Source organism: Streptomyces sp. NPDC102462, assembly GCF_044765425.1.
In the GTDB taxonomy this organism is placed as follows: domain Bacteria; phylum Actinomycetota; class Actinomycetes; order Streptomycetales; family Streptomycetaceae; genus Streptomyces.
Genome location: NZ_JBIWKB010000004.1, coordinates 1 through 22153 on the forward strand (window position 1 = coordinate 1; position 22153 = coordinate 22153).

The 22153-nt window shown below is 73.4% G+C and carries 25 protein-coding genes; 14 read left to right on the top strand and 11 right to left on the bottom strand.

The features are described 5' to 3' along the window. Both ACIRFL_RS04965 and ACIRFL_RS04970 read left to right on the top strand, forming a co-directional pair. A partial coding sequence (locus tag ACIRFL_RS04965; protein ID WP_404023933.1) for an electron transfer flavoprotein subunit alpha/FixB family protein occupies positions 1 to 568 on the top strand: 568 nt, incomplete at its 5' end. Positions 569 to 698: 130 nt separating this feature from the next. Next, positions 699 to 1046 (top strand): DUF190 domain-containing protein, encoded by a 348-nt coding sequence (locus ACIRFL_RS04970; RefSeq protein ID WP_404023936.1) that lies wholly within the window; start codon positions 699 to 701, stop codon positions 1044 to 1046. Positions 1047 to 1072: 26 nt separating this feature from the next. Here ACIRFL_RS04970 and ACIRFL_RS04975 read toward each other — a convergent pair whose 3' ends face one another. The 5 genes from ACIRFL_RS04975 to ACIRFL_RS04995 form a co-directional block, all read right to left on the bottom strand. Further along, complete coding sequence (locus tag ACIRFL_RS04975; protein WP_404023938.1) at positions 1073 to 1426, bottom strand: DUF190 domain-containing protein; 354 nt, start codon at positions 1424 to 1426, stop codon at positions 1073 to 1075. Next, positions 1423 to 1869, bottom strand: a complete 447-nt coding sequence (locus ACIRFL_RS04980) for a hypothetical protein (RefSeq protein ID WP_404023939.1) — start codon at positions 1867 to 1869, stop codon at positions 1423 to 1425. Before ACIRFL_RS04980 ends, ACIRFL_RS04975 begins: the two co-directional genes overlap by 4 nt. Positions 1870 to 1909: 40 nt before the next feature. Continuing rightward, positions 1910 to 3097, bottom strand: coding sequence for an SPFH domain-containing protein (locus ACIRFL_RS04985; RefSeq protein WP_404023942.1), 1188 nt, complete (start codon positions 3095 to 3097; stop codon positions 1910 to 1912). 59 nt (positions 3098 to 3156) lie between these two features. Next, positions 3157 to 3321, bottom strand: coding sequence for a hypothetical protein (locus tag ACIRFL_RS04990; RefSeq protein WP_404023943.1), 165 nt, complete (start codon positions 3319 to 3321; stop codon positions 3157 to 3159). A 279-nt stretch (positions 3322 to 3600) separates the two neighbouring features. Continuing rightward, the gene (locus tag ACIRFL_RS04995; protein WP_404023946.1) at positions 3601 to 4215 is read right to left on the bottom strand and encodes a TetR family transcriptional regulator; all 615 of its coding nucleotides are present in this window, start codon (positions 4213 to 4215) and stop codon (positions 3601 to 3603) included. Between the two features lie 97 nt (positions 4216 to 4312). Here ACIRFL_RS04995 and ACIRFL_RS05000 point away from each other — a divergent pair, with 97 nt between their 5' ends. Both ACIRFL_RS05000 and ACIRFL_RS05005 read left to right on the top strand, forming a co-directional pair. Next, positions 4313 to 5356, top strand: a complete 1044-nt coding sequence (locus ACIRFL_RS05000; RefSeq protein ID WP_404023949.1) for an NAD(P)-dependent alcohol dehydrogenase — start codon at positions 4313 to 4315, stop codon at positions 5354 to 5356. A gap of 840 nt (positions 5357 to 6196) precedes the next feature. Further along, entirely contained in the window at positions 6197 to 6781 is a 585-nt protein-coding gene (locus ACIRFL_RS05005; RefSeq protein ID WP_404023952.1) for a TMEM165/GDT1 family protein, read from the top strand. A 59-nt stretch (positions 6782 to 6840) separates the two neighbouring features. Here ACIRFL_RS05005 and ACIRFL_RS05010 read toward each other — a convergent pair whose 3' ends face one another. Further along, positions 6841 to 8853 carry a heavy metal translocating P-type ATPase gene (locus tag ACIRFL_RS05010; protein WP_404023954.1) on the bottom strand — a complete coding sequence of 671 codons (2013 nt, stop codon included), beginning with the start codon at positions 8851 to 8853 and terminating at the stop codon, positions 6841 to 6843. Positions 8854 to 8978: 125 nt separating this feature from the next. Between ACIRFL_RS05010 and ACIRFL_RS05015 the strand changes: the two genes are divergently transcribed. Further along, the gene (locus tag ACIRFL_RS05015) at positions 8979 to 9392 is read left to right on the top strand and encodes an ArsR/SmtB family transcription factor (RefSeq protein WP_404023956.1); all 414 of its coding nucleotides are present in this window, start codon (positions 8979 to 8981) and stop codon (positions 9390 to 9392) included. Between the two features lie 43 nt (positions 9393 to 9435). On the opposite strand, the gene ACIRFL_RS05020 is transcribed toward ACIRFL_RS05015, so the two are convergent. Further along, on the bottom strand, positions 9436 to 10419 hold the full coding sequence (locus ACIRFL_RS05020; protein WP_404023959.1) for a phosphotransferase family protein: 984 nt from the start codon (positions 10417 to 10419) through the stop codon (positions 9436 to 9438). A gap of 201 nt (positions 10420 to 10620) precedes the next feature. On the opposite strand from ACIRFL_RS05020, the gene ACIRFL_RS05025 reads away from it, so the two are divergent. Next, positions 10621 to 11244: a histidine phosphatase family protein gene (locus tag ACIRFL_RS05025; protein WP_404023961.1), complete on the top strand. Its 624-nt coding sequence runs from the start codon at positions 10621 to 10623 to the stop codon at positions 11242 to 11244. 72 nt (positions 11245 to 11316) lie between these two features. On the opposite strand, the gene ACIRFL_RS05030 is transcribed toward ACIRFL_RS05025, so the two are convergent. Both ACIRFL_RS05030 and ACIRFL_RS05035 read right to left on the bottom strand, forming a co-directional pair. Continuing rightward, a complete protein-coding gene (locus ACIRFL_RS05030) occupies positions 11317 to 11451 on the bottom strand; it encodes a hypothetical protein (protein ID WP_404023962.1) in 135 nt (44 codons plus the stop codon). Then, complete coding sequence (locus tag ACIRFL_RS05035) at positions 11426 to 12226, bottom strand: hypothetical protein (protein ID WP_404023964.1); 801 nt, start codon at positions 12224 to 12226, stop codon at positions 11426 to 11428. The genes ACIRFL_RS05030 and ACIRFL_RS05035 overlap by 26 nt, the downstream gene beginning before the upstream one ends. A gap of 538 nt (positions 12227 to 12764) precedes the next feature. Between ACIRFL_RS05035 and ACIRFL_RS05040 the strand changes: the two genes are divergently transcribed. Continuing rightward, positions 12765 to 13571, top strand: a complete 807-nt coding sequence (locus tag ACIRFL_RS05040; protein WP_404023966.1) for an SDR family NAD(P)-dependent oxidoreductase — start codon at positions 12765 to 12767, stop codon at positions 13569 to 13571. Positions 13572 to 13667: 96 nt separating this feature from the next. Continuing rightward, positions 13668 to 14480, top strand: a complete 813-nt coding sequence (locus ACIRFL_RS05045; RefSeq protein WP_404023969.1) for a polysaccharide deacetylase family protein — start codon at positions 13668 to 13670, stop codon at positions 14478 to 14480. A 104-nt stretch (positions 14481 to 14584) separates the two neighbouring features. Here the strand turns inward: ACIRFL_RS05045 and ACIRFL_RS05050 are convergent, their stop codons facing one another. Then, positions 14585 to 15772, bottom strand: coding sequence for a galactosyldiacylglycerol synthase (locus ACIRFL_RS05050; protein WP_404024418.1), 1188 nt, complete (start codon positions 15770 to 15772; stop codon positions 14585 to 14587). Positions 15773 to 16003: 231 nt separating this feature from the next. Here ACIRFL_RS05050 and ACIRFL_RS05055 point away from each other — a divergent pair, with 231 nt between their 5' ends. From ACIRFL_RS05055 to ACIRFL_RS05070, 4 genes are all read left to right on the top strand, one after another. Beyond that, positions 16004 to 16912: a DMT family transporter gene (locus tag ACIRFL_RS05055; RefSeq protein WP_404023971.1), complete on the top strand. Its 909-nt coding sequence runs from the start codon at positions 16004 to 16006 to the stop codon at positions 16910 to 16912. Between the two features lie 99 nt (positions 16913 to 17011). Continuing rightward, positions 17012 to 17167, top strand: a complete 156-nt coding sequence (locus ACIRFL_RS05060; RefSeq protein WP_404023973.1) for a DUF6131 family protein — start codon at positions 17012 to 17014, stop codon at positions 17165 to 17167. Positions 17168 to 17414: 247 nt separating this feature from the next. Next, positions 17415 to 18512, top strand: coding sequence for a Dyp-type peroxidase (locus ACIRFL_RS05065; RefSeq protein WP_404023976.1), 1098 nt, complete (start codon positions 17415 to 17417; stop codon positions 18510 to 18512). Between the two features lie 19 nt (positions 18513 to 18531). Continuing rightward, positions 18532 to 19368 carry a family 1 encapsulin nanocompartment shell protein gene (locus ACIRFL_RS05070; RefSeq protein ID WP_404023977.1) on the top strand — a complete coding sequence of 279 codons (837 nt, stop codon included), beginning with the start codon at positions 18532 to 18534 and terminating at the stop codon, positions 19366 to 19368. 49 nt (positions 19369 to 19417) lie between these two features. Here ACIRFL_RS05070 and ACIRFL_RS05075 read toward each other — a convergent pair whose 3' ends face one another. Further along, the gene (locus ACIRFL_RS05075) at positions 19418 to 20176 is read right to left on the bottom strand and encodes a DUF1275 family protein (protein WP_404023979.1); all 759 of its coding nucleotides are present in this window, start codon (positions 20174 to 20176) and stop codon (positions 19418 to 19420) included. 254 nt (positions 20177 to 20430) lie between these two features. Between ACIRFL_RS05075 and ACIRFL_RS05080 the strand changes: the two genes are divergently transcribed. Both ACIRFL_RS05080 and ACIRFL_RS05085 read left to right on the top strand, forming a co-directional pair. Then, the gene (locus tag ACIRFL_RS05080) at positions 20431 to 20934 is read left to right on the top strand and encodes a hypothetical protein (protein WP_404023982.1); all 504 of its coding nucleotides are present in this window, start codon (positions 20431 to 20433) and stop codon (positions 20932 to 20934) included. A 181-nt stretch (positions 20935 to 21115) separates the two neighbouring features. Further along, positions 21116 to 21862, top strand: coding sequence for a hypothetical protein (locus tag ACIRFL_RS05085; RefSeq protein WP_404023984.1), 747 nt, complete (start codon positions 21116 to 21118; stop codon positions 21860 to 21862). The last annotated feature ends 291 nt before the right edge of the window (positions 21863 to 22153 follow it).

Genomic DNA, 22153 nt, shown 5'->3' on the forward strand with positions numbered 1-22153 from the left:
CGCGGCGTCCTTCACCACCAAGTCCCGTGTTTCCAGGGGCACTCCGGTCATCACGGTCAAGCCCAACAGCGCGGCCGTGGAGGCCGCCCCGGCCGTGGGCGCGGTGGAGGCCCTGTCCGTGTCGTTCTCCGGGCAGGCGACGGGTACGAAGGTGACGGGGCGTACGGCGCGTGAGTCGACGGGGCGTCCGGAGCTGACGGAGGCGGCGATCGTGGTGTCCGGTGGGCGTGGTGTCAACGGCGCGGAGAACTTCGCGGTGATCGAGGCGCTGGCGGACTCGCTGGGTGCGGCGGTGGGTGCCTCGCGTGCGGCGGTGGACGCGGGCTGGTATCCGCACACCAATCAGGTCGGGCAGACGGGCAAGAGTGTGTCGCCGCAGTTGTACATCGCGTCGGGTATCTCGGGTGCGATCCAGCACCGTGCGGGGATGCAGACGTCGAAGACGATCGTGGCGATCAACAAGGACCCGGAGGCCCCGATCTTCGACCTGGTCGACTACGGCGTCGTCGGCGACCTCTTCGACGTCGTCCCGCAACTCACCGAGGAGATCACCACCCGAAATCCCTGAGCGGCCGACGCACGCTGTGCATGGGGTCCACGGTGGTGGTCCTGAGCATGCCCTGCCCTGCCTGGCACGGCCCGGGGCCGGGATTACGGTGGAGGTGTATCCGGTGCCCGGTGACGAGAGGACCGCGATCATGGCACTGAGTGGACGCGCACTGCGCCTGACGGTCATCGTCGACGACACCGACACCTGGCACCACAAGCCCCTGTTCACGGAGATCGTGCAGCGTGCGCATGCCTTCGGGATGGCCGGGGCGACGGTCTTCCGGGGTGTGGAGGGTTTCGGGGCGACATCGGTCGTGCACACGACGCGACTGCTGTCCATGGCCGACGACCTGCCGACGGCCGTCGTCATCGTCGACGAGGAGGACCGCGTCCGAGCGTTCCTCTCCCGGCTCGAAGAACTGCCCGTCAACGGGCTGATCACCCTGCAGCAGGTCGAGGTGGTCCACTACAAGGGCCAAGAGGCGACGGCCACTTGACGCACCTGCGGGCGCGGCCGGCCGGCTCAGGCGGGTGCCCGCGCCGTGTCCCGTGCGGGGTCGTGCATGACGTCGACACGCTCGACGATCACCAGCCCGCCCTCGACCAGGTCGCGCACGGTCGGAAGGAAGCGACGCACCCGCTCCTCCTCGTCGACGATCACGATCGCCAGCGGTACGTCCTGCTTCAGGGACAGCAGCCGGAAGCCGTGGATCACCGAGGAGGCCCCGAACCCCTCGATCCCCCGGAGCACCGTGGCACCGGCCAGCCCGGCCTCATGCGCGCGGTGCACGATCTCCGCGGACAGCGGCCTGTGATGCCAGGTGTCGCATTCCTCTATGAACACCGTCAGTTGCAGGGCCGGTCGCATCGGCGTCATGGCGTTCTCCTCTGCCGTCCGCCGTGGTGGATCCAGTGTGCCCGGCGCTGGAGCCGGGCCACGGGCGGGCCGGCCGGGGCGCCCTCCGTGGCGGGAGGCCCGGCGGCCGGTGGCGGCTTCGCCGGGGAGGCCGGGGGCGCCGGGGTGTCCTGGGGCGGGTGCAGGCCCTCCGTGGAGTACCGCGTACTGGCGATGCTGTCCACGATCTGCTCTTCGGTGAAGTTCTCCGAACCGGGCACATGGGGGACGAACCCGATGAGCACACCGTCGCTGACGATCTCCGCGTCCAGCCCCGATGCGCCGTCCATGTCCCACAGCGCCTCGATGCCCTCGTCCAGGACCACCCTGATCCCGAACTCGTAGACACCCGCCTCCACCAGATGGGCCATCACCTTTCGGGCCCGCAGTGCCGCCACCACACGCTTGGCACGATCCGCATCCATGACAGCCGTCCCTCCTTCGCGTCCAGGGCTCCCGGCGGGTTCAGGTCTGCTCCGGCTCGGCCCGTACCGGCTTGGTGCCGGCGGGCGACGGAGTCGAGCGGCGGAGCGTGTCGAGGATGGCGAGCCCCTGCGCCACCACTCCGGCCGCCACCTGGTTGATGCCGTCGGTGCCGTTGAGGACGGTGAGATCCGCTCCGGACATTCCGTGGGCCGCCGCCTCGGCGAGGGCGGGCAGATTCTCCACGACCCGGTTGGCCGCGATGAGTTCCTGGTTGCCGTCGCGGAGCGAGGCGGCCCGCGCCGTGTTGGCGTCGGCCTGGGCCTGGGCGATGGCCCGCTCGGCGTAGGCGGTCCCGTCGGCCTCGAACTTGGCCCGGTCGCGGCCCGCCTCGGCCAGGGCCCGCTGCCGGTAGGCCTCCGCGTCCGCCGGGCGCCGTACCTCCGCCTCCAGGCGCTGGGCCGCCAGACCGGCCTGCCGCTGGGCCAGCGCGGTCTGTTCCTCGATGACCTCCTGGGACGCCTTGGCCTGGGCGAGCGGGCCCGCCTGCGCGGCGCGGGCGTTGGACTGCTCGGTCTCGGCGGTGAACCCGGCGCGTTTGATCGCGGTGTCCCGTTCGTACTGGGCCTTGAGCGCGGCGGCCTGCTGCTCCCGCTCGGCCGCCTCCTGATCGGCCCTGGCCTGCGCGATCCGGGCCTGGCTGGCCACCGCGGCGGCGTGCGGCGCGGCGAGGTTGTCGATGTATCCGGTGGCGTCCTCGATCTCCTGGATCTGGAGGGCGTCCACGACGATGCCGAGCTTCTCCATCTCGCCGTGGCTGCCCGCCACCACTTCCTGGGAGACCCGGCTGCGCTCGCGGATGATCTGCTCGACCGTGAGCCCGCCGACGATGGACCGCAGATGCCCCGCGAAGATCCGGCCGACCAGCTCCTCCATCCGCTGCTGCTCCGACAGGAACCGGCGGGCGGCATTGGCGATCGACACCGCGTCGTCACCCACCTTGAACACGCACACCGCCCGCACCTTGAGCCGGATTCCCTGCTGGGTCACGCAGTCCTCCACGATCTCCGCCTCGCGCAGAGCCAGCGACAGCATCCGGGCCTTCTGCTTGACGGGCAGCACGAAACTGCCGTGACCGGTGACGATCCGGAACTGGGTTTCCTCGGCCCGCCGTTTGGAGCCCGAGATCAGCATGGCCTCGTTCGGAGCGGGAACGTGCCAGAAAAACATGAGGGACCACCTCGCGTCCTGCAAGGACCGGGAAGACGCTTCCCGTGGGGGAAGCCGCTTCAGGACGGCAGCGGCTCGACGATCACCGAGCGTGCCGAGACGGAGTCGACCACGATCACGCGGACGTCCCTGGCGACCGGCGCCGCGGACCAGGCCGCATAGGCTTCCGAGCCGCCCCGGACGGCCACGAGGACTTCCCCTGGGCCGTCCTGCGGGATCGCCACCGTCACTTTCCCCAGTGCCCCCACAGGACTCTGCGAAGAGTCGTCGGCTGCGCGCATACGCCCTCTTGACACACGGATACGGAACGTCACCTCACGTGGGCTCAGGGCGGCCGACGCACGAGGGCCGCTCGCGCCCGCCCACTCCTTCGGAGAACATCAAGCCGCTGGGCACATCAGCGAAGACGCTCCCGGCGTCCGGACACCGGTCGTCTTCGCACCTTCCACGCTACTCCGCCTCGCTTCCCCCGGCGCCCCGCGCCCGGGCACGGCCGCGGGCGCTCAGCCGGCGGCCATGGCGCTGCGCACGCTCTCGCGCAGCAGGGCACGCCGCCGCTCGTGCACGTCCTCGGGTTCCCGTGCGGTGGCCGCGTAGACGTTGCTGACCGGGGACCAGGCCATGGACATCGCGATGACCACGGCCATCACGTCGAACGGGTCGCCCTTCCGGACCAGGCCCGCGGCCTGGCCCTCGGCGATGGCGCGCAGCTTGCGGTCCTCACGGCGGTCGTGCTCCGCCACGAGATGGCCGGCGGGGCGGCGCTCCAGGCGGGACCAGGTGGCCAGCCGGATGAGGTCGGGGCGGCGAAGGTATTCGTCGTAGAGGCGTACGGCCCAGTCCGCGAGGCCGTCGGCGTCGAGCGGAGCGGCATCGGTGTCGGCGTCGATCGGCACGACGTTCGTGATCCGGTCCAGGGAGCCGAAGAAGATGGCGTCGAAGAGCCCTTCCTTGCTGCCGAAGTAGGCGTAGAGCTGCGCCTTGTTGGTGCGGGCCGCGGCCACGATCCGTTCGATGCGCGCGCCGGCGATCCCGTGCTCGGCGAACTCCTGGGTCGCGACATCGAGGATGCGCTGGTAGGTGGCGGCACCACGCGAGGTCAAGGGCTGCTCGGGCATGCCGTCACGCTACCAGACAGAACAGTTGGTTTGCTTGGCGATGCCGAGTGTGCCTACGCTGCGACAGACAGAACAGTCTGTTTGGAGGAGGCGTACTGTGCGGAAGACAACGGGCTGGCAGGCGGACGGCCGTACGGCGACGCTGCGGCGGACGCCGCTGACACGGCGCGACCTGCGCCCCGACGACATCGCGGTCCGCGTTGACTACTGCGGCGTGTGCCACTCCGATCTGCACGCCCTGCGCGACCACGACGGCACGGAGGGCCGGCCGCTGGTGCCGGGGCACGAGTTCACCGGCGTGGTGACCGAGACCGGGCCCGCGGTCACCCGCTTCGCCGCCGGCGACCCCGTGGCCGTCGGCAACATCGTCGACTCGTGCGGCTCGTGCCCCATGTGCCGGGCCGGTCAGGAGAACTTCTGCCACGGCTTCCCCACGCTGACCTACGGCGGCGTCGACCGGCTCGACGCAACGACCACGCTGGGCGGCTACTCCCGCGAGTACGTGGTCCGCGACCGGTTCGCCCACCCGCTGCCCGCCGGCCTGGATCCGGCCGCTGCCGCTCCGCTGCTCTGCGCCGGGATCACCGTGTGGGAACCGCTGCACGCCCTGGGTGTGGGACCGCACAGCCGGGTCGCGGTGGCGGGCCTCGGCGGCCTGGGGCATCTCGCGGTGCGGCTCGCCGTGGCGCTCGGCGCCGACACCTCGGTCATCAGCCGCTCACCCGACAAGGCCGACGACGCCCGCCGTCTCGGCGCCCGCTCGCTCGTCGTCGCCACGGACCCGGAGCGGATGGCCGCGGCACGTGACCGGTTCGACGTGGTCATCGACACCGTCTCCGCCCCGCACGACCTCGGCCCCTACCTCGGCCTCGTCGCCATGGACGGCACCCTCAGCCACCTCGGGCACCTCGGCCCCGTCACCGTGCAGACCATGGACCTCCTGGTGGGACGCAAGAAGCTCAGCTCCGCGGGCAGCGGCGGCATACCCGCGACGGCCGCCATGCTGGACTTCTGCGCCGAGCACGGCATCACCGCGGACATCGAACTGCTCCCTTCCCAGCGGGTGAACGAGGCCCTGGACCGCCTCGCCCGCAACGACGTCCGCTACCGCTTCGTCCTCGACATGTCCGACCTGGACTGAACGACCGGCCCCCCGGTCCCGCCCGGACCGCCCCCGACACACCGCCGCCACGCACACCGACGCACGGGCCCCCGGCCGCACCGACCAGGGAGCCCCACGCCGCCGCAGGGCCCGCCCGGCGGGCGATCGGGGCGGATGTGACCGCCGTAGCGGGCCCGCAGGACATGGCCGCCGCCGGGCTGCGGCCGGGCCGTGAAGCTGCCCTGGACCGAGACGAACTCCCTGATGTCGCTGAGCGCCATCCGGTCCGCGCCCGCCGCGCGGCCACCGGCGGCCGGCACCTCGCGGGTGAGTGCCCGGTTCAGGGTGAGGGAACCGGAGCGCAGATCGACGTACTCCTGGCTGGTGCCACGGTCCGCCTTCAGGACGAGCCGGCGGCGTCCACCACACGTCCGTCCGGTCGCCGCCGCGGGCCTCCGCTCGGATCTCGTTCGTGGACACCAGCACCGCGTGACGGGGTTGGATCGTGAATCCGGGTTTCACCCTCGGCCACGAGGGCCCCCGCGCGCGTCGTCTGCGTGCGGCCGTCGGGCGGACGGCGGCGTGAGGCGTGCCACCCGGCAGCGGCTTTGCCTCCGCCGTGCCGATTGCTTAGGCTGTGGGCGGCGAAGGGGAGTAGTCCCGCAACACCGCTGGTCGACACACTGGACGTCTTCACGGACGTCCCGGCCAGTGGGCCGGCCCGCAGCGACGGGCCGGTGGACGAGACCTTCGGCCACGGCACAACACGGCCCGCACACACGTGGGGGCCGCGTCATCGTGCCGGGCCGCAAGGGTCCTCCCGTCACCTGTGTGGGTGCCGTCCGAGCCTTCGGCCCGGCCCCAGGAGAAAGCACCAGGATGACCCTCGACCCCCTGGCGATCATCACCGCCTTCGGGCTGATTTTCCTCGCCGAACTTCCCGACAAGACCATGTTCGCGTCGCTGGCCATGGGCACCCGCATGCGCCCGCTGTACGTGTGGTTCGGGACCTCCACGGCCTTCGTCGTCCATGTCGCCCTCGCCGTCGGTGCCGGCAGCCTGCTCAGCCTGCTGCCGACGACGGCGGTCAAGCTCGTCTCCGCCGCCCTGTTCGCCTTCGGAGCCGTGATGCTGCTGCGCGGAGGGGACGACGACGAGGACGGCGAAGGCGGCTCCAGGACCGTCACCGGTTTCTGGCCCGTCTACACCACCGCCTTCATGGCCGTCTTCATCAGCGAGTGGGGGGACCTCACCCAGATCACCACCGCCAACCTCGCCGCCACCAACGGCTGGCTGCCCACCGCCATCGGCTCGGCCGCCGCCCTGATGTCGGTGTCCGCGCTGGCCCTGCTCGCGGGCCGCTTCATCGCCAAGCGCGTCCCGCTGAAGACGGTGCAGCGCATCGGCGGCATCTGCATGGCCGGCCTGGCGATCTGGACACTGATCGAAGCGTTCGCCGGCTGACGGCCCGGCCCGTCGTCGGTGCCCGACGCGCACCGACGACGGGCCGCGCCGCCCGGGTGTCACCCCGTCGCGGGGGTGCGGGCGGCCTGGCCGCCGCCCGGGACGGCCGCCCGTCGCCAGGCCGCCTCACGCAGCAGCCGCAGTCCGTTGAGTCCGACGATGACGGTGGAGCCCTCGTGACCGGCGACGCCGAGCGGCAGGGGCAGGTCGCCCGCCAGGTCCCAGACGACGAGACCGGCGATGAACACCGCGGCGATCACGAGGTTCTGGACGACGAGCGCGCGGGCCCGCCGGGACAGCGAGATCACCGCGGGCACCGCGGCGAGTTCGTCGCGGACTACGACCGCGTCGGCGGTCTCCAGCGCCAGATCCGAACCCGCCCGGCCCATGGCGACACCGGTGTGGGCGGCGGCCAGCGCCGGCGCGTCGTTGACGCCGTCCCCGACGACCATCACCCGGCGCCCGGCCGCCGCCAGTTCCCTGACCGCGCTCACCTTGTCCTCGGGCAGCAGTGCGGCCCGTACGTCCTCGATGCCGGCCTCAGCGGCCAGTCGCGCCGCCGCGCGCGCGTTGTCACCGGTCAGCAGCACGGGCGCGGCCCCGGTGCGCGACGTCAGGGACGCGACGGTCGCGATGGCGTCGGGGCGCAGCCGGTCGGCGACACCGATCAGACCGACGGGCGTACCGTCCACCGTGACCAGCACGGCGGTCCGGCCGCCGTCCTCCAACTCCGCCGTGACGGTTGCCGCCGCGTCGGCGTGGCCGGCCCCGGCGAGCAGCCGGGCGGGCGCACCCACCGCGACCCGGCGCGCCTCGACGGTGGCCACGACGCCGACACCGGGCGTCGACTCGAAGTCCTCCGCGTCCGCAAGGGCGAGTCCCCGCTCCCGTGCCGCGGCCACCACGGCGCGGGCCAGCGGGTGCTCGCTGGGGTGCTCGGCCGCGGCGGCGAGCCGCAGCAGCCCGGCCGCGTCGAGACCGGAACCGGCGAGCGGCCGGACGTCGGTCACCCGCGGGGTGCCCTCGGTCAGCGTGCCGGTCTTGTCGAGGGCGACCGCGTCGACCTCGCCGAGCCGTTCCATGACGACCGCGGACTTGACCAGCACACCGTGCCGACCTGCGTTGGCGATGGCCGAGAGCAGGGGCGGCATGGTCGCCAGGACGACGGCGCACGGCGACGCCACGATCATGAAGGTCATCGCCCGCAGCAGTGCGCCGGTCAGCTCGGCGCCGAAGGCGAGCGGGACGAGGAAGACGGCCAGCGTCGCCGCGACCATCCCCAGCGAGTAGCGCTGCTCGACCTTCTCGATGAAGAGCTGTGTGGGCGCCTTGGTCTCGGACGCCACCTCCACCATGCGCACGATCCGGGCGATCACGCTGTCGGACGCGTCGCGCTCGACGCGCACCCGCAGCGCGCCGGTGCCGTTGAGGGTGCCGGCGAAGACCTCGTCGCCCCGCTCCTTGGCCACGGGCAGCGGCTCGCCGGTGATGGTCGCCTGGTCCACCTCACTGGCGCCGTCGAGGACGCGGCCGTCCGCGCCGACGCGCTCACCGGGCCGTACGAGCACGGTGTCGCCGATGGACAGGTCCTCGACGGCGACGCTCTCCTCACTGCCGTCGGCGGCGATGCGGGCGGCCTTGGCGGGGGCCAGGTCCAGCAGCCCCCGCACGGAGTCGGCGGTGCGGGCGGTGGCCAGGGCCTCCAGCGCGCCCGAGGTGGCGAAGATGACGATCAGCAGCGCGCCGTCCATGACCTGTCCGATCGCCGCGGCACCCAGGGCGGCGACGACCATCAGCAGGTCGACGTCCAGGGTCTTCTCGCGCAGCGCCCGCAGTCCCGCCCAGCCCGGTTCCCAGCCGCCCGCCGCATAGGTCAGGGCGTACAGGGGCACCCACGTCCAGGCCGGGGCGCCGGTCAGCTGCAGGGGCAGCGCGATCAGGAACAGGGCCAGGGCCGCCGCTGCCCAGCGGGCCTCGGGCAGGGCGAGGACACGGGTACGCCGCTGCTGCCCGGCGGGGGCGCGGCCCGGCGAGGTCCGCTCTGCCGGGGCCGGGGCGAGGGTGGAGGTCATCGGGGTCCTTCACACAGGCGTGACAGTTCGCGCGCAGCCGGAAACCCGGCGCTCCTCACCACCGTACAGGAAAGAATGAAGACTCATTCATGCGTTCATGGTTCGTTCTCCGTACGATGATGCCCATGGGTCACGGAGCCGACAGAACCACGACCGCCACCGCGCGCGACCGCCTGGAGACGGTCGGCGCCGCCGATGTGGCCGCCACCCTCCAGGCGCTGGCCACCCCCTCGCGCCTGCGCATCCTGGCCCGCCTCCAGGAAGGCCCCTGCGCGGCCACGGAGCTGGCCGACGCGGTCGGCATGGAACAGTCCGCCTGCTCCCACCAGTTGCGCCTGCTGCGCAACCTCGGCCTGGTCACCGGCGAACGCCGGGGCCGCTCGGTCATCTACGCGCTCTACGACAACCATGTCGCCGAACTCCTGGAACAGGCCCTCTACCACGTCGAACACCTGCGCCTCGGGCTGCGCGACGCCCCGGCCGTGACCGACGCGGCCACTGGGGCGCTCGGGGCCGACGCGGCTGCCGGGGCGCGCTGATCCCTGACCGGCGCATCGGCCGCCGGCGGGGACCGCCGGTCCTTCACACCAGTTCCAGCGCCGCCTTCAGGTTGTGCTCGGCGATGCCCGCCATGGCCTGTCGGTCGGGGAAGCCGCCGTCGAGGAGCCTGAGCGGGCCCGCCGTCAGCGAGAGCCGCTGGGCCAGCGTGTAGAGCGCGAGCCGGCCCTCGTCCAGTTCGTCCGCCCCGAGCGGGCGATAGGCGTCCGCGAAGCGGATGCGCAGGAAGACGTGCTCCCATTCCACGTCGAAGTACATCAGGCCCTCGATGTCGATCAGCACGGGGTGCCCGTCACCGTCCATCCGCACATGGTCGGGCCCGAGTTCGCCGTGCACTACGCAGTGCTCCGCGCGCGGTCGCACCCCCGCCGTGAGTTTCCGCAGCCGCTCCTCCAGCCGGTCGCGGGCCGCCGCGACCCGGGGGTCACGCGACGCCGCCTCAGCGAGGTCGCGCAGCGCACGGTCCAGGACGATCCCCTCGCACGACGTCCCGCGCGAGGTGCCTCCCGCGTCGACCACGGCCACTTTCCCGTACCGGGGCGCGCGATACGACCGCATCGCCGCCAGCGCCTCGGCCAGCCGAGCCGTGACCGCGGCGGCCGCGCGTGGATCGCGGGCGAGCAGATCCTCCAGGCTCCGGCCCGCGATGTCCTCGACGATCACCAGATCGGCAGGGCCGCCCTCGCCCGCCCGCTGGACGAGCCGGATCCGCGGGACTCGGACGCCGAGCCCGTCCAGGCGTGCGTGCGCGGCCTCGAACAGGCGCAGCCCGAGGCCGGGCGAGAACGGATCCGTCAGGTCGTCGTCGCCCTGTGCGGCCGGCCAGTAGTTCTCGCTGTCGTCCCACAGGTAGGCGATCGCCGTCGTCGCGTCGTCCATCACGAGGCGGTACACGCCCTTCTTGCTGCCGCCCGCCACTCGCTCGGCCGCCGCCAACTGCCGCCCACCACCCAGGGCGTCCCGCGCCGCTCCCGCCAACCGCTCCCGCTTTACCCCTGTGGGCACCATGCCTTCGAACCACCTCTCCGCCGCGACGACCTCGGCAACCTACGCGATCACCGACACCGCCACGAGCGGTTTGCTCCCTGACCGGCGGCCGACGGGCCGCAGACCGGTCCGCGGCCGGGTCCGGGGAGATCCGGAACCGGGCCGGCAAGGAACGACGTCGTGTCCACGAGCCCCTTGCCTGATCGTGAAGGAGTCACGGGTATGACACCGACGGCTGCGCGCCACCTCTATCTCGTACGGCACGGCGAGGCGCTGCCGGACGAGAGCGGGTTGTCGCACAACGGACGGCGGCAGGCGGCGCTGCTCGGCCGGCGCTTGGCGAAGCACCCCATCTCCGTGGTGCACCACGGCCCACTGCCCCGCGCAGCGCAGACCGCGGAGCTGATCGGCGAGCACCTGGACGGCGCCGTACTTCGGGTTTCGGAGGCAGCCGGTGACTATGTTCCGTACGTCCCGCGGCGGGAGGAACTGCCGTCCGACAGCGCCGACCACTTCCTGCGTTTCCTCGCCGGGGCCACGGCCGAGGACCGCGAGCGCGGCCCGGAGCTGGCGGAACGGGCCCTGGCACAGTTCACCGGACCCGCCGAGGGCGACCAGGAGCGCCATGAGGTGGTCGTCACCCACAACTTCCTGATCGGCTGGCTGGTGCGGCATGCGATGGACGCGCCGAAATGGCGCTGGCTCGGGCTCAATCACGGCAACGCCGCCCTCACCGTCATCCGGTATGCGCCGGGCCGGCCGTCGTCCGTGCTGGTTCACAACGACATGCGGCACCTGCCCGCCGAGTTGTGCTGGTCGGGGTTCCCCGCCGAGTTGCGGTTGTGAGGCGCTGTGTGACCGGCGGCTTCTTCGACGCCACGGTGGACGGGCCGGCCCCGGCCGTGTGCTGAGGGGCGCCTACGAGATCAGGCACCAGTAGCTGCCGTAGTGGCCGATGGCGATGCGGGCGGCCCGTGGGACGAGGCGTGGGTCGGGTTGGCCGACGGCCGCCATCGAGCATGCCGGGTCACCGACCGTCCGGGCGGCGGCCATCCGCTGAGCAGCGGACTCGGCGGCCTGGGACGTGTACCACGTCGTGGTGATCGTCGTGTAGCGGGTGGCTGTCGGTGTGGGGGTGGGCAATGGCGTAGGAGGCACCGGCGTCGGTTGTGCGGCGGTGGCGGTGGCGGTGGTTGTGGCGGTGGGCGTGGGTGTCGGTGGGGGCGTGCGGGACGGGACCTGTGGCGACGGGCCCGGCCTTGTCGGCTGCGGCTGGGGTTGCGGCTTCGGCGGAATCGGTGCCGGTGTCGGCGCCGCTGTCGGCTGTGCGGGTGCCGGTTTCTGGGACGGCGTCGGTGCCGACGGCCGCGGGTGCGCGGACACCGGGGTCGCCGTCGGTGTCCTCGGCGGTGTGGGCGGTGCCGGTGTCGGCGTGACCGGCGTGGGTGGTGCCGACGTCGCGGACCGGGTCGGTTTCGGTGGCGTCTGGGACGTCGGTACGGGGGACGGGAGCGCCGTCGTCGGACTGGGCGCCGTCGGGTGGGCCGGTGGCGTCGCGGGCCGAGCCGTGGCCGTCGCCGTCGGCCGGGGCGCCGGTGGGCGCGTCGCCGTCGGCCGTGGGGCGCTGGGTGTCTGCGTCGGCGTCGGCCGCGTGGTGCCGGATGTCGGGGTCGGCGGTGTGGTGCTGGATGTCGGGGTCGGCGGCGTGGTGCTGGGTGTCGGGGTCGGCGGCTGAGGCGTTCGTGATGGTGGTGTCGGGAGGGTCAGGTTTCCCGAGGGGGACGGTGTCGGGCGGGGCGTGCCGCCGTGCGGTCCCGTCAGGAACCACACGCCGATGCCGCCACAGACGGCCACGGCCGCGCCCGCCGCGATCCACGGGGCCTTCCGGGGTGGGCGTCGGTGACGGTTCATGGTTCTCACTGTCCGTCCGGCGATCGGGTACTTCAAGCGGGGCCGGTGGCGTCCCAGCGCCCTCTCCGACGCCGCTGACCTGCGGTTATGGCATAGCGTCGGGTCATGCCCCGGACCTTCACCGGCCCATGACGCCCGGTGCGGCCCGGCGTCGGCGGAGCGGGTCCGGTACCGCCGCGGCACAACGGGTCGCCGCATTGCTCCATTCGGCTTCGGCGAAGGCGCCCTCCCCGTCCGCGATCCGTGGCGCGACGGTCCGGAAAACCGGCCGCCGAAGCGGGCCGCGGCCGGTGCGCCGGCGGGTTTGAAACCGGCGAGCCGCGGCTACCCCTCGATGGTCGTCGTCATCGTCGAAGGCACGCGTGCGCGAGGACCGACGGGGCTCGGCAGGCGCGCTCAAGGCGGCCCGCGGACTCCGGCGCCGTGCCGAGGCCCGCCACGCCGAGGAGGTCAGCTTGGGACGCGTCACGGTGGATCCGTACACGGGGCCGACCACCCGCGCACCGGGCACCGAACCCACGGCGGGCGTGGCGCTGGTGACGGGTGCCTCGTCCGGGATCGGAGCGGCCGTCGCACGCTCCCTGGCGACCGAGGGATGGGAGCTGCTGGTCTCCGGACGCGACCGTGCCCGGCTGGACACGGTGGCGCGCGAGACGTCCGCCGTCGCGATCCCCTGTGACCTGGCCGCCGCCGACGGCCCCCGGCAACTGGCCCACCGGGCCTTCGGGAAGGCGCAGGACATCGATCTGCTCGTCGCCGCGGCGGGAGTGGGCTGGGCCGGGCCGTTCGCCTCGATGCCCGCCGACGAGGTGGACCACGTACTCACCGTGGACCTGGCCTCGGTGGTGCACCTGGTCCGGCAGCTGCTGCCCCACATGACGGCGCGCCGCCAGGGCCGGCTGGTGCTGATCGGCTCCGTCGCGGGAAGCGTCGGCGTACGGGAGGAAGCGGTGTACTCGGCGGCGAAGGCGGGGCTCGGCGCCTTCGCGGACGCGTTGCGGTACGAGTTGAAGGGCACCGGCGTGCGGGTGACCCATGTCGTGCCCGGCGTGGTGGACACCCCGTTCTTCGCCCGCAGGGGGGTGCCCTACGCGCGTACCCGCCCGCGTCCGGTGCCGCCCGAGCGGGTGGCCGCCGCGGTCGTCACGGCGGTACGCCGCGACCAGCCCGAGGTGTTCGTGCCCGGCTGGCTCCGAATGCCGATCGCGGTGCGCTCCCTGGCACCCACCACGTACCGGCGGCTGGCGGGCCGGTTCGGTTGACGGCGCCACGAGGCCACGGCACCGCGACGCCACGGCGACCGCGCGGGAGCCGTGTTCGGGCCGGAGGACCGCACGGGGACGCGAAGGGAGACGGACATGCCGGACGACATCCACTGGGGCCGGTGGTGCACCGGGGCGCTCGCCGTGCCCGCGCTCGTCGCCGCCGCCCACCTCGGGCCGGCCGGAACCTGGCTGCCCGGTCCGCGACGCGCCCTGCTGCCCGTGCTGGCGGGCACGGGCTCCCCCGACCATGTGGCGCTCACCTTCGACGACGGTCCCGATCCCCGTTCCACACCCGCCTTCTTGGCCGCCCTCGACGAACTGGCGGTCCGTGCCACGTTCTTCGTGCTGGGCGAGCAGGTGCTGGGCCACGGGCGGCTGAGCCGGGACATCGTCCGGCGCGGTCATGAACTCGCCGTCCACGGCTGGACGCACAACCGCCCCTGGCGGCCCGCCCCGCGCCGGGAGACCCGGCTGCTCGCACGGGCCGCGCACGCGGTGGCGCAGGTGTCGGGCACCGCACCCACCTGGTACCGGCCGCCGTACGGCATCCTGACCGGCGACCGGCTGCTGGCCGCGCGCCGCACCGGACTGCGCCCGGTGCTGTGGACGGCCTGGGGCCGCGACTGGACCGGCGACGCCACCGCGCGGTCCGTGACCGCGACCGTACTGGCCGACCTGCGGGGCGGCGGCACGGTGCTGCTGCACGACACCGACCGCCATGCGGCACCGGGATGCTGGCGGGCGACGCTGGCCGCCCTGCCCGCACTGGTGGGGGCGTGCCGGGCGGCCGGCCTGTCGGTGGGCCCGCTCGGCGAGCACGGCGTGGCGAGCCCGGTGCGTACGCCCGATGCCGGGGCGGCGGGCGTCACCGGCAGATGGCCGGGCACCGGCGCCGGCCTGCGATGATCCGGTACGGGCACGGCCGCTGGTGCCGCACACCGCGGCGCGCCGGACGCACCCGGCCGCGGCGCGGGGCCCCGACCGGTCCGGTGGCCGACGCGGACCGGGCGTCAGGCGTCGCCGTCGGACCCGCCCGTCACCCCGCGGGCGGTCAGCAGCTCCAGCGGACGGACGACGTCCCCCCGGACCAGGCGGCGGCCGGGCACCGAGCCGTCCGGGCCGAGACGGTCCAGGGTCCGCACCAACTGCCAGGCGTCGTCGGCGTACTCGGTCAGGCCGAGGGCCGCCATCCGGTGCACGCCCTCGGCGCCGTGGCCGGGAATCGGACGGTACCCGATGACCGGGACACCGACGGCGAGCGCTTCCAGCGCCGTCTGCCCCGCGGCGTTGTCGACCACGGCGTAACAGGCCGCGATCAGGCCCGGCATGTCGTCCACCCAGCCCATGGCGAGCGTCCCGGGCACCCGCGCCAGGGCGCGGCGCAGCCGCTCGTTGCGCCCGCACAGGGCGACCGGCAGGTATCCGGCGCCGGACAGCAGCCGGGCCGTCGCGCCGAGCCGGCTCCCCACCCCCCACGCCCCGGCGGACAGCAGCACGGGCGCGCGGCGCCCGGCGGCGTCGGCGAGCCGGCGCCGCCAGGACGACTCACCCGCCGGGTGCGGGCTGAAGCGGTCCGGCAGCAGCGGACCGCACGCGGTGGCGGGCCGCCCCAGGCGCCGCCGTACGTCCTGGGCGATCTCCTCGGTGAGGCAGAGATGGAGGTCGTTCCCCCGGTGCAGCCACTGCCGGTGCACGGCGAAGTCGGTGATCACCACCGCGCTGGGGACCGTGAGCCGGCCGCGGGCACGCATCCGGCCGGTCAGCTGTGCGGCGAGATGGAAGACCGCGACGACCGCGTCGGCGCGACCGTGCGCCACCTCGGCGCGCAACCGGTCCTCGGCGAGCACGGCGAGCGGGGTGCTGCCCGGCCGCGGCCCGTCGCCGGCCCGGAAGAACGCGGTGTAGATACCCGCGTACACCAGCGGGGCGTGCCGGATCGACGAGCGGTAGAAGCCGCGCAGCCCCGCTCCGATGCGGGCGGGCAGCAGCTCCAGTACGTCCGTGTGCAGCGCCTCGTGTCCGGCCGTGCCAAGACGCCGGGCCAGCTCGACCGCCACCGCGTCATGGCCCGCCCCCATGCTCGCGCTGACCACCAGCAGCCGGCTCACGGCCGGCGCCGCACCGGTTCGGCGGCGCCCCGCCGGGGCGCGGCGGTGTGCGGGGGCGGGCAGGGATCCGGCGGGCACGGACGCGGGCACGGACACGTATGGGGCATGATCACCTTGTATCGCACAGTGGGCCACAGGTATCCGCACGACCGGCCGCCAAACGGGGGCCGGTCGGTATCCACCCGACGTGCGTAGCCTCAAGAGGGCAGGTTTATCCGTGCGCACGGCGGTTACCACTGTGTTCGTGCCGCCGGCTGCTGCTCGCCCAACGGCTGTGCGGTGGCCGCTCGCCGGGACTTCCCGCGAACGACAGGCATCCGCATGAACGTGCTCACCGTCGTCACGGCCCTGCTGTCCGCGCTGTGCAACGCGGCGGCGTCCGTCCTGCAGCGCAGGGCCGCGGTCCAGCCGGACGGGGTCCGCGGCCGGGGCGCGAAGGCGGCGGTCGCCCGGCTCGCGCGACTGCTGAGGCGTCCGTTCTGGTGGGCCGGCGCGATGGCCATGCTGCTGTCCGCGGTCTTCCAGGTCATCGCCCTCGATTCCGGGGAACTCTCCCTCGTGCAGCCCCTTCTGGCCAGCGAGCTGCTGTTCACCCTGCTCATCGGGGCGGTGGTGTTCCGGCACTCGCCCGGCGCCCGGACCTGGCGCCCCTTCGTAATGCTCGCCGTCGGCCTGGCGGTCTTCCTGCTCAGCGCGTCCCCGTCCCAGGGCGGCGAACGGGCCGGCGACTGGCGCTGGCTGCTGGTCGGAGGCGGGCTGGCGGGCTGTGTCGCCGTCCTGCTGGCGACGGCCCTGCGGTTGCGCGGCCCGCCGCAGGCCGCCACGCTCGGCACCGCGACCGCCGCGTGCTTCGCGGTCACGGCCGCGCTCATCAAGGAGGTGACCGGGCGCTTCCCGGACGGACCCACCGCGGTCCTCACCACATGGCACACCTACGCCGCCGCCACCACCGGTGTGCTGAGCGTGCTGCTGCTCCAGTGGACGTTGCGGGCCGGCACCCTGGCCGTCTCCCAGCCGGCCCTGACGCTGGGCGATGCCCTGATCAGCGTCGCCCTCGGCGGCCTGCTGTTCGGGGAGAGCATCGCGCTGGGCTGGCGCCTGCTGCCCGAACTGGTGGGCGTCGCCCTCATGGCGGCCGGCATCGTCGGACTGACCCGGTCGCCCGTGGTCAGCGGCGGCGGCAGCTGGGACGAGGCGGAGTCGGAGGATTCGGCGCCGCGACGCCGCTGACCCGGTGCTGCATGCCGCCCCGTTTTGGCGCCGGCGGACGGGATATTCGGCGGTCATGAGGTCGATGAGGTTCGTACAACGAACCCCGAGGGAGTGACCATGATTGTTCTGGGGATCATTCTGCTGGTCGTGGGATTCCTCACCACCCTGCACTTTCTGTGGACGATAGGAATCATCATCCTGGTGATCGGGCTGATCCTGTGGATCCTCGGCACCGTGGGACACGCGGTCGGAGGCCGCCGTCACTACTGGTGAGCACACCAGGGGGCGCCGGGCCGGGGACCCCGGCCGGGCAGGACCGTCTGACCCAACCGGCCGGTGGCGGGGGCCGAGGCCGGGCCATACGGTGAAATGAGTGCCCCGGAAGCACCCGATCGGGTCAGTGCCTGCGCGCGGATTCCGGGCCGCCGCAGGCCGGAGCCGCACACACGTGTGCGGATGTGTCTCCCCGTTCGCGATCATCGCCACTTCTGCCCGTGACCGTCAGGAAGGGGAGCCCTTCATGCCCGCACACTCCCATCGGCCGGTGCCCCAGCCCGTGTTGTCGCCGCTCACCAGCGCGGCGATCTTCTTGGTGGTGACCATCGACGAGGGTGGCGAGCCGGTCGTACGGGAGACGCTGTCGGACCTGACCGGGCTCCAGCGGGCGGTCGGCTTCCGGGCGTCACAGGACGGGCGGCTCAGCGTGGTCGTGGGCATCGGCTCCGCCGCCTGGGACCGGCTGTTCGCCGGTCCCCGCCCGGCCGAGCTGCACACCTTCCGCGAGGTGGCCGGCGCCCGGCACCGCGCCGTATCGACCCCGGGCGACCTGTTGTTCCACATCCGCGCGGCCCGGCTGGACCTGTGCTTCGCGCTGGCCGCCGAGATCATGGAACGGCTGCGCGGTGTGGTCACCACCCGCGACGAGGTCCATGGCTTCAAGTACTTCGACGTGCGTGATCTGCTCGGGTTCGTCGACGGCACGGAGAACCCGACGGGCCCCGCCGCGGACGCGGCGGTCCTGATCGGTGACGAGGACCCGCCGTTCAGCGGCGGCAGCTATGTGATCGTGCAGAAGTACCTGCACGACCTCCAGGCGTGGAACGCCCTTCCGGTGGAGGCCCAGGAGTCGGTGATCGGGCGCCGGAAGCTGTCCGACGTCGAACTGGACGACGCCGTCAAACCGGCCGACTCCCATGTGGCGCTGACCACGATCGAGGACCCGGACGGGACGAAGCACGAGATCCTGCGCGACAACATGCCCTTCGGCAGCGTCGGGGACGGCGAGTTCGGCACCTACTTCATCGGCTACGCCCGCACCCCGGCCGTGACCGAGCGGATGCTTGAACGCATGTTCCTGGGCGACCCGCCGGCCTCCCACGACCGGATCCTGGACTTCTCCACCCCGGTGACCGGGTCGCTGTTCCACGTCCCCACCAGTGACTTTCTCGACAACCTTCCCGATCCGCCGACCGCGGGCCAAGCCGAGGAGACCATCGACGCGGACGAAACCGCCGGCGCGGACGAGACCGTCGGCACCGGCGCGGACGAGGCCATGCCGACGGCGCTCCCGGCGGCCGTCGCCGACGGCTCCCTCGGCATCGGCGATCTGAGAACGTGACAGGAGGCGATCCCGCACGATGGACAATCTGCACCGGGAACTGGCACCCATCTCCGCCGCGGCGTGGGCCGATCTGGAGGACGAGGCACGGCGCACGTTCAAACGGCACATCGCGGCCCGCCGGATCGTCGACGTGCCCGAGCCGGGCGGCACCGAACTCGCGGGTGTGGGCAGCGGCCACCTGGCGGACGTGGCGCCGCCGGCCGAGGGGGTCACGGCGCGCGTACGCCGTTTCCAGCCCCTCGTCGAACTGCGGGTGCCGTTCACCGTCGACCGGCAGCAGGTCGACGACGTCGCGCGCGGTGCCAGGGACGCGGACTGGCAGCCGGTCAAGGACGCCGCCCGGAAGATCGCGTTCGCCGAGGACCGCGCCGTGTTCGAGGGCTACGCCGCGGCGGACATCACCGGACTGCGGCAGAGTGCGTCCAACGCCGCCCTGGCCCTGCCCGCCGAGGTACGCGCCTACCCGGACGTCGTCAGCAAGGCCCTGACGGCGCTGCGGCTCGCGGGCGTCGGCGGGCCGTACGCGCTGGCGCTGAGCGCCGAGGCGTACACCGCCGTCAGCGAGACCTCCGACTACGGCTACCCGGTCATCAAGCACATCGCCCGGGTCCTGGACGGCGACATCGTCTGGGCGCCCGCCATCGACGGCGCCTTCCTGCTGTCGAAACGCGGCGGGGACTTCGAACTGCGCATCGGCCAGGACGTGTCCATCGGCTATCTGTCGCACGACGACACGAGCATCCGGCTGTACTTCCAGGAGACGCTGACCTTCCTCGCGTACACCGGCGAAGCGGTCGTGCCCGTAGGTCCGCAGACCCCGCCGACCGACCGCCCCCGGGAGACGAGGCTGTGAAGGCCGCGGTTCTCGGAACCGGTGCGGTCGGATCGGCCGCGCTGGACCCTCAGTCCGGCGGCGCCGGGGCGTCACCCTGCCCGGCCGGGGCCCGACGCATCCGGAGCAGTGGCCGGCACGCTGTCAGCAGGGCGCACAGGACCAGCACGGCGGGAAGGACGGCGGCCCACGCCGGAGCCGTCCGCAGCAGTGCCATGCACGCGCCCGCACCCACGATCAGGGCGCCCAGCCGGGCCGGCACCCACCGGTCCGGGCGGGCCACGCCCACCCCCTTGACGATGTACGTGGCCAGCGTGCCGGTGAGATAGGTGGTGGGCGCCGCGGCCCGCCCGGCCGCCACCATCGCCGCGGCCTGGATCCCCATGGCCGCGGCGGCACCGAACTGCAGCACGTCCCGCATCACGTCCCCCGGCCTGCCGTCGACGGCGGCCCAGATCCCCGCGCCCACGGCGAGCAGGACGGCCTCGCCGCCCAGGCAGAGCAGCACCGGTGCCGGCCAGTGCGTGACGACGCCCGTGCGCCGCCGTGTGAGCCACGCGACCGCCGCGGCGCCCAGCCCGAACCCCGCCAGTGCCAGCAGCGCCGCCGTCACCCCCGTGTTCTGCCCCCGGCCGATCGCCATTCCGAGCAGCGCGAGGTTGCTCGTCATGACCCCGGCGAAGACATGGTCCAGTGCGGTGAACGAGACGGCCTCCACCGCCCCGGAGGCCGCGACCAGCAGGACCACCGCCAGACGCAGCGCCGCCTCCGGTCCGGCAGGCGGTCGCGCCGGGTGCGGTCCGGCTCCCTCTCCGCTGACCTCGCTCACAACGCCGGAGCGTAACGCAAGCGAACTGCCCGCCCAGGTCGCCTGCCTCGTGTTGCCGGTGCCCCGCAGGCCCCTGAGCCGGACCCGGACCACTCGGCGCGGTACGCCGGGTACGGCGTACCGTCCGGGCCCCGATGATGCGCCCTTGTGTTCGGGACCCGCCCCCGCGGTGTGCCCGCAGGAGGCCCGTGGAACGGAAAGACCGTGAAAGGCCCGTGCGGTACGGGCGCTCGCATGCGGTGAGGGGCTGGGCGATGAGGATGGGAGCGCACCGGGGCGCGGTGGCGGTGCTGGGCCTGGGCATGGCGGTGGCCGTCGTGGGCTGCGGATCGGGCGGCGGAGCGGCGGACGGCGGTCCGGGCAGGGGCGGCTCGGGGGAGGGGGCCGGGCCGCGTCCCCCGACGGCCGCTTCCGCACCCGACGTCGCCGACGGCACGGACGGCACGGACGGCACGGACGTCGCCGATGTTGCCGACGGCACGGTCGGCACCGATGTCGCCGGCTGCTTCGACGGGCGCTGCCGGATCCTGGTGACGCAGCAGCCGACCCGCATTCCGGTCGACGACCGGTTCGGGGTGGGCTCGCTGGAGGTCACGAGCGTCACGGCGCGCTCCGTGGTCGTACGGGCCTCGGGCGGCGGCACGTTCCTGTCCACGTCGGTCGGAGAGGGCGGCACGGGAAGCCTCAACGGGCTGGGCTTTCGCGTGACGGAACTGCGCGACGGGAGGGCCGTGCTCGACTTCTTCCCGCAGAAGTAGCCCGGCCGGCTCTCGGACCACGGGTCCCGGTGCCGCGGACGGCGCTCTGCGCGGGCGTCGCCCCGCTCATTGCCTTGTTCCGGCAATCCTGCCGGGACGCGCACTGCCGGTGGCAGCCCTGGGCGGTGCCCGGCCCCCGTGTTCCAATGCGCTGACGAGGTTCTACGGGGAGGAACGTACGGTGAGGTCGTCAAGGCGGGACGCGCTAGGGGCCGTCGTATGGCTGTTGTTCGCGGTTCTGACCGTCGGCGGCGGGGTGGCGATGGCCTACGAGATTCCGGGAGCGCTGGAACGCGAGCGGGAGTACCGTGCCGCTCCGGCCTGCGCCTCGGTACCGGTGGTGGCGTCGGGGTGCCGGTGGAACCAGGAGTTCACCGTGCGCAAGGCCGCCTTGCACCGCGGCAATAAGGGCCGTCCGCCGGAGGCCGAGTTGTTGCTGCCGTCCGGCAAGCAGTGGGACGTGACGTTCCCTCAGACCGATCCGGTGGTCTCCGCGATGGAGCCGGGCGACAAGGTCGTCGGCGTCATCTGGTACGGGGAGGTGGTCGAGGTACGGGACGCCGCCGGACAACGGCAGCAGACGTACGCCGGGCCCGTGGGGTGGCCCGAGGACCGGTTCGGCGGCATGCTCGCCTGTTTCTCGTTCGGCCTGGCGGCCCTCGTCGGGGGACTGTGGTCACTGTTCGCGCGGGGCGACCGGCGGCACGGGAGAGCGGCGGCCGTGGTGCGGTGGCACGGCGTCGGCATGGGCGTCGCCGCCATCCTGACGCTCTGGGCGCAGGCCGCCAACGACTGGCCGATGTGGGCGATCCCGGCGATCTGGGGGCCGGTCGCGCTGCTGCTGCTCGCCTCCATGGTGGCCTTCTCTATCGCCGCGCTCCGCGGTGACCTGGACGACGACACCCCGGCCACCGCCCCGGCCGCCTGACCGCCCCGAAGCGGCGCGGCGCAGCCCCGCGCTTCAGGCCGCCCGGACGGCGACCACGTACGGCGGCGCCGGTGCACGACGGACCAGTCCGTACGACGGCACGGTGCACGCTTCACCGGCCGCCGACCCGTGGTGACCGGAGCCGCCACCGCCGAACGCCTCGCGGGCGGGAGCCGCCGTCGTGCTCGCCGACAACGCGGACGCACATGGCACCGCCGTGGCCAAGGATCACCGACGGCGACGGGCGCGCCCACTGCGTACCGGCGATGGGACGGCAGGGCGCGGACCCCG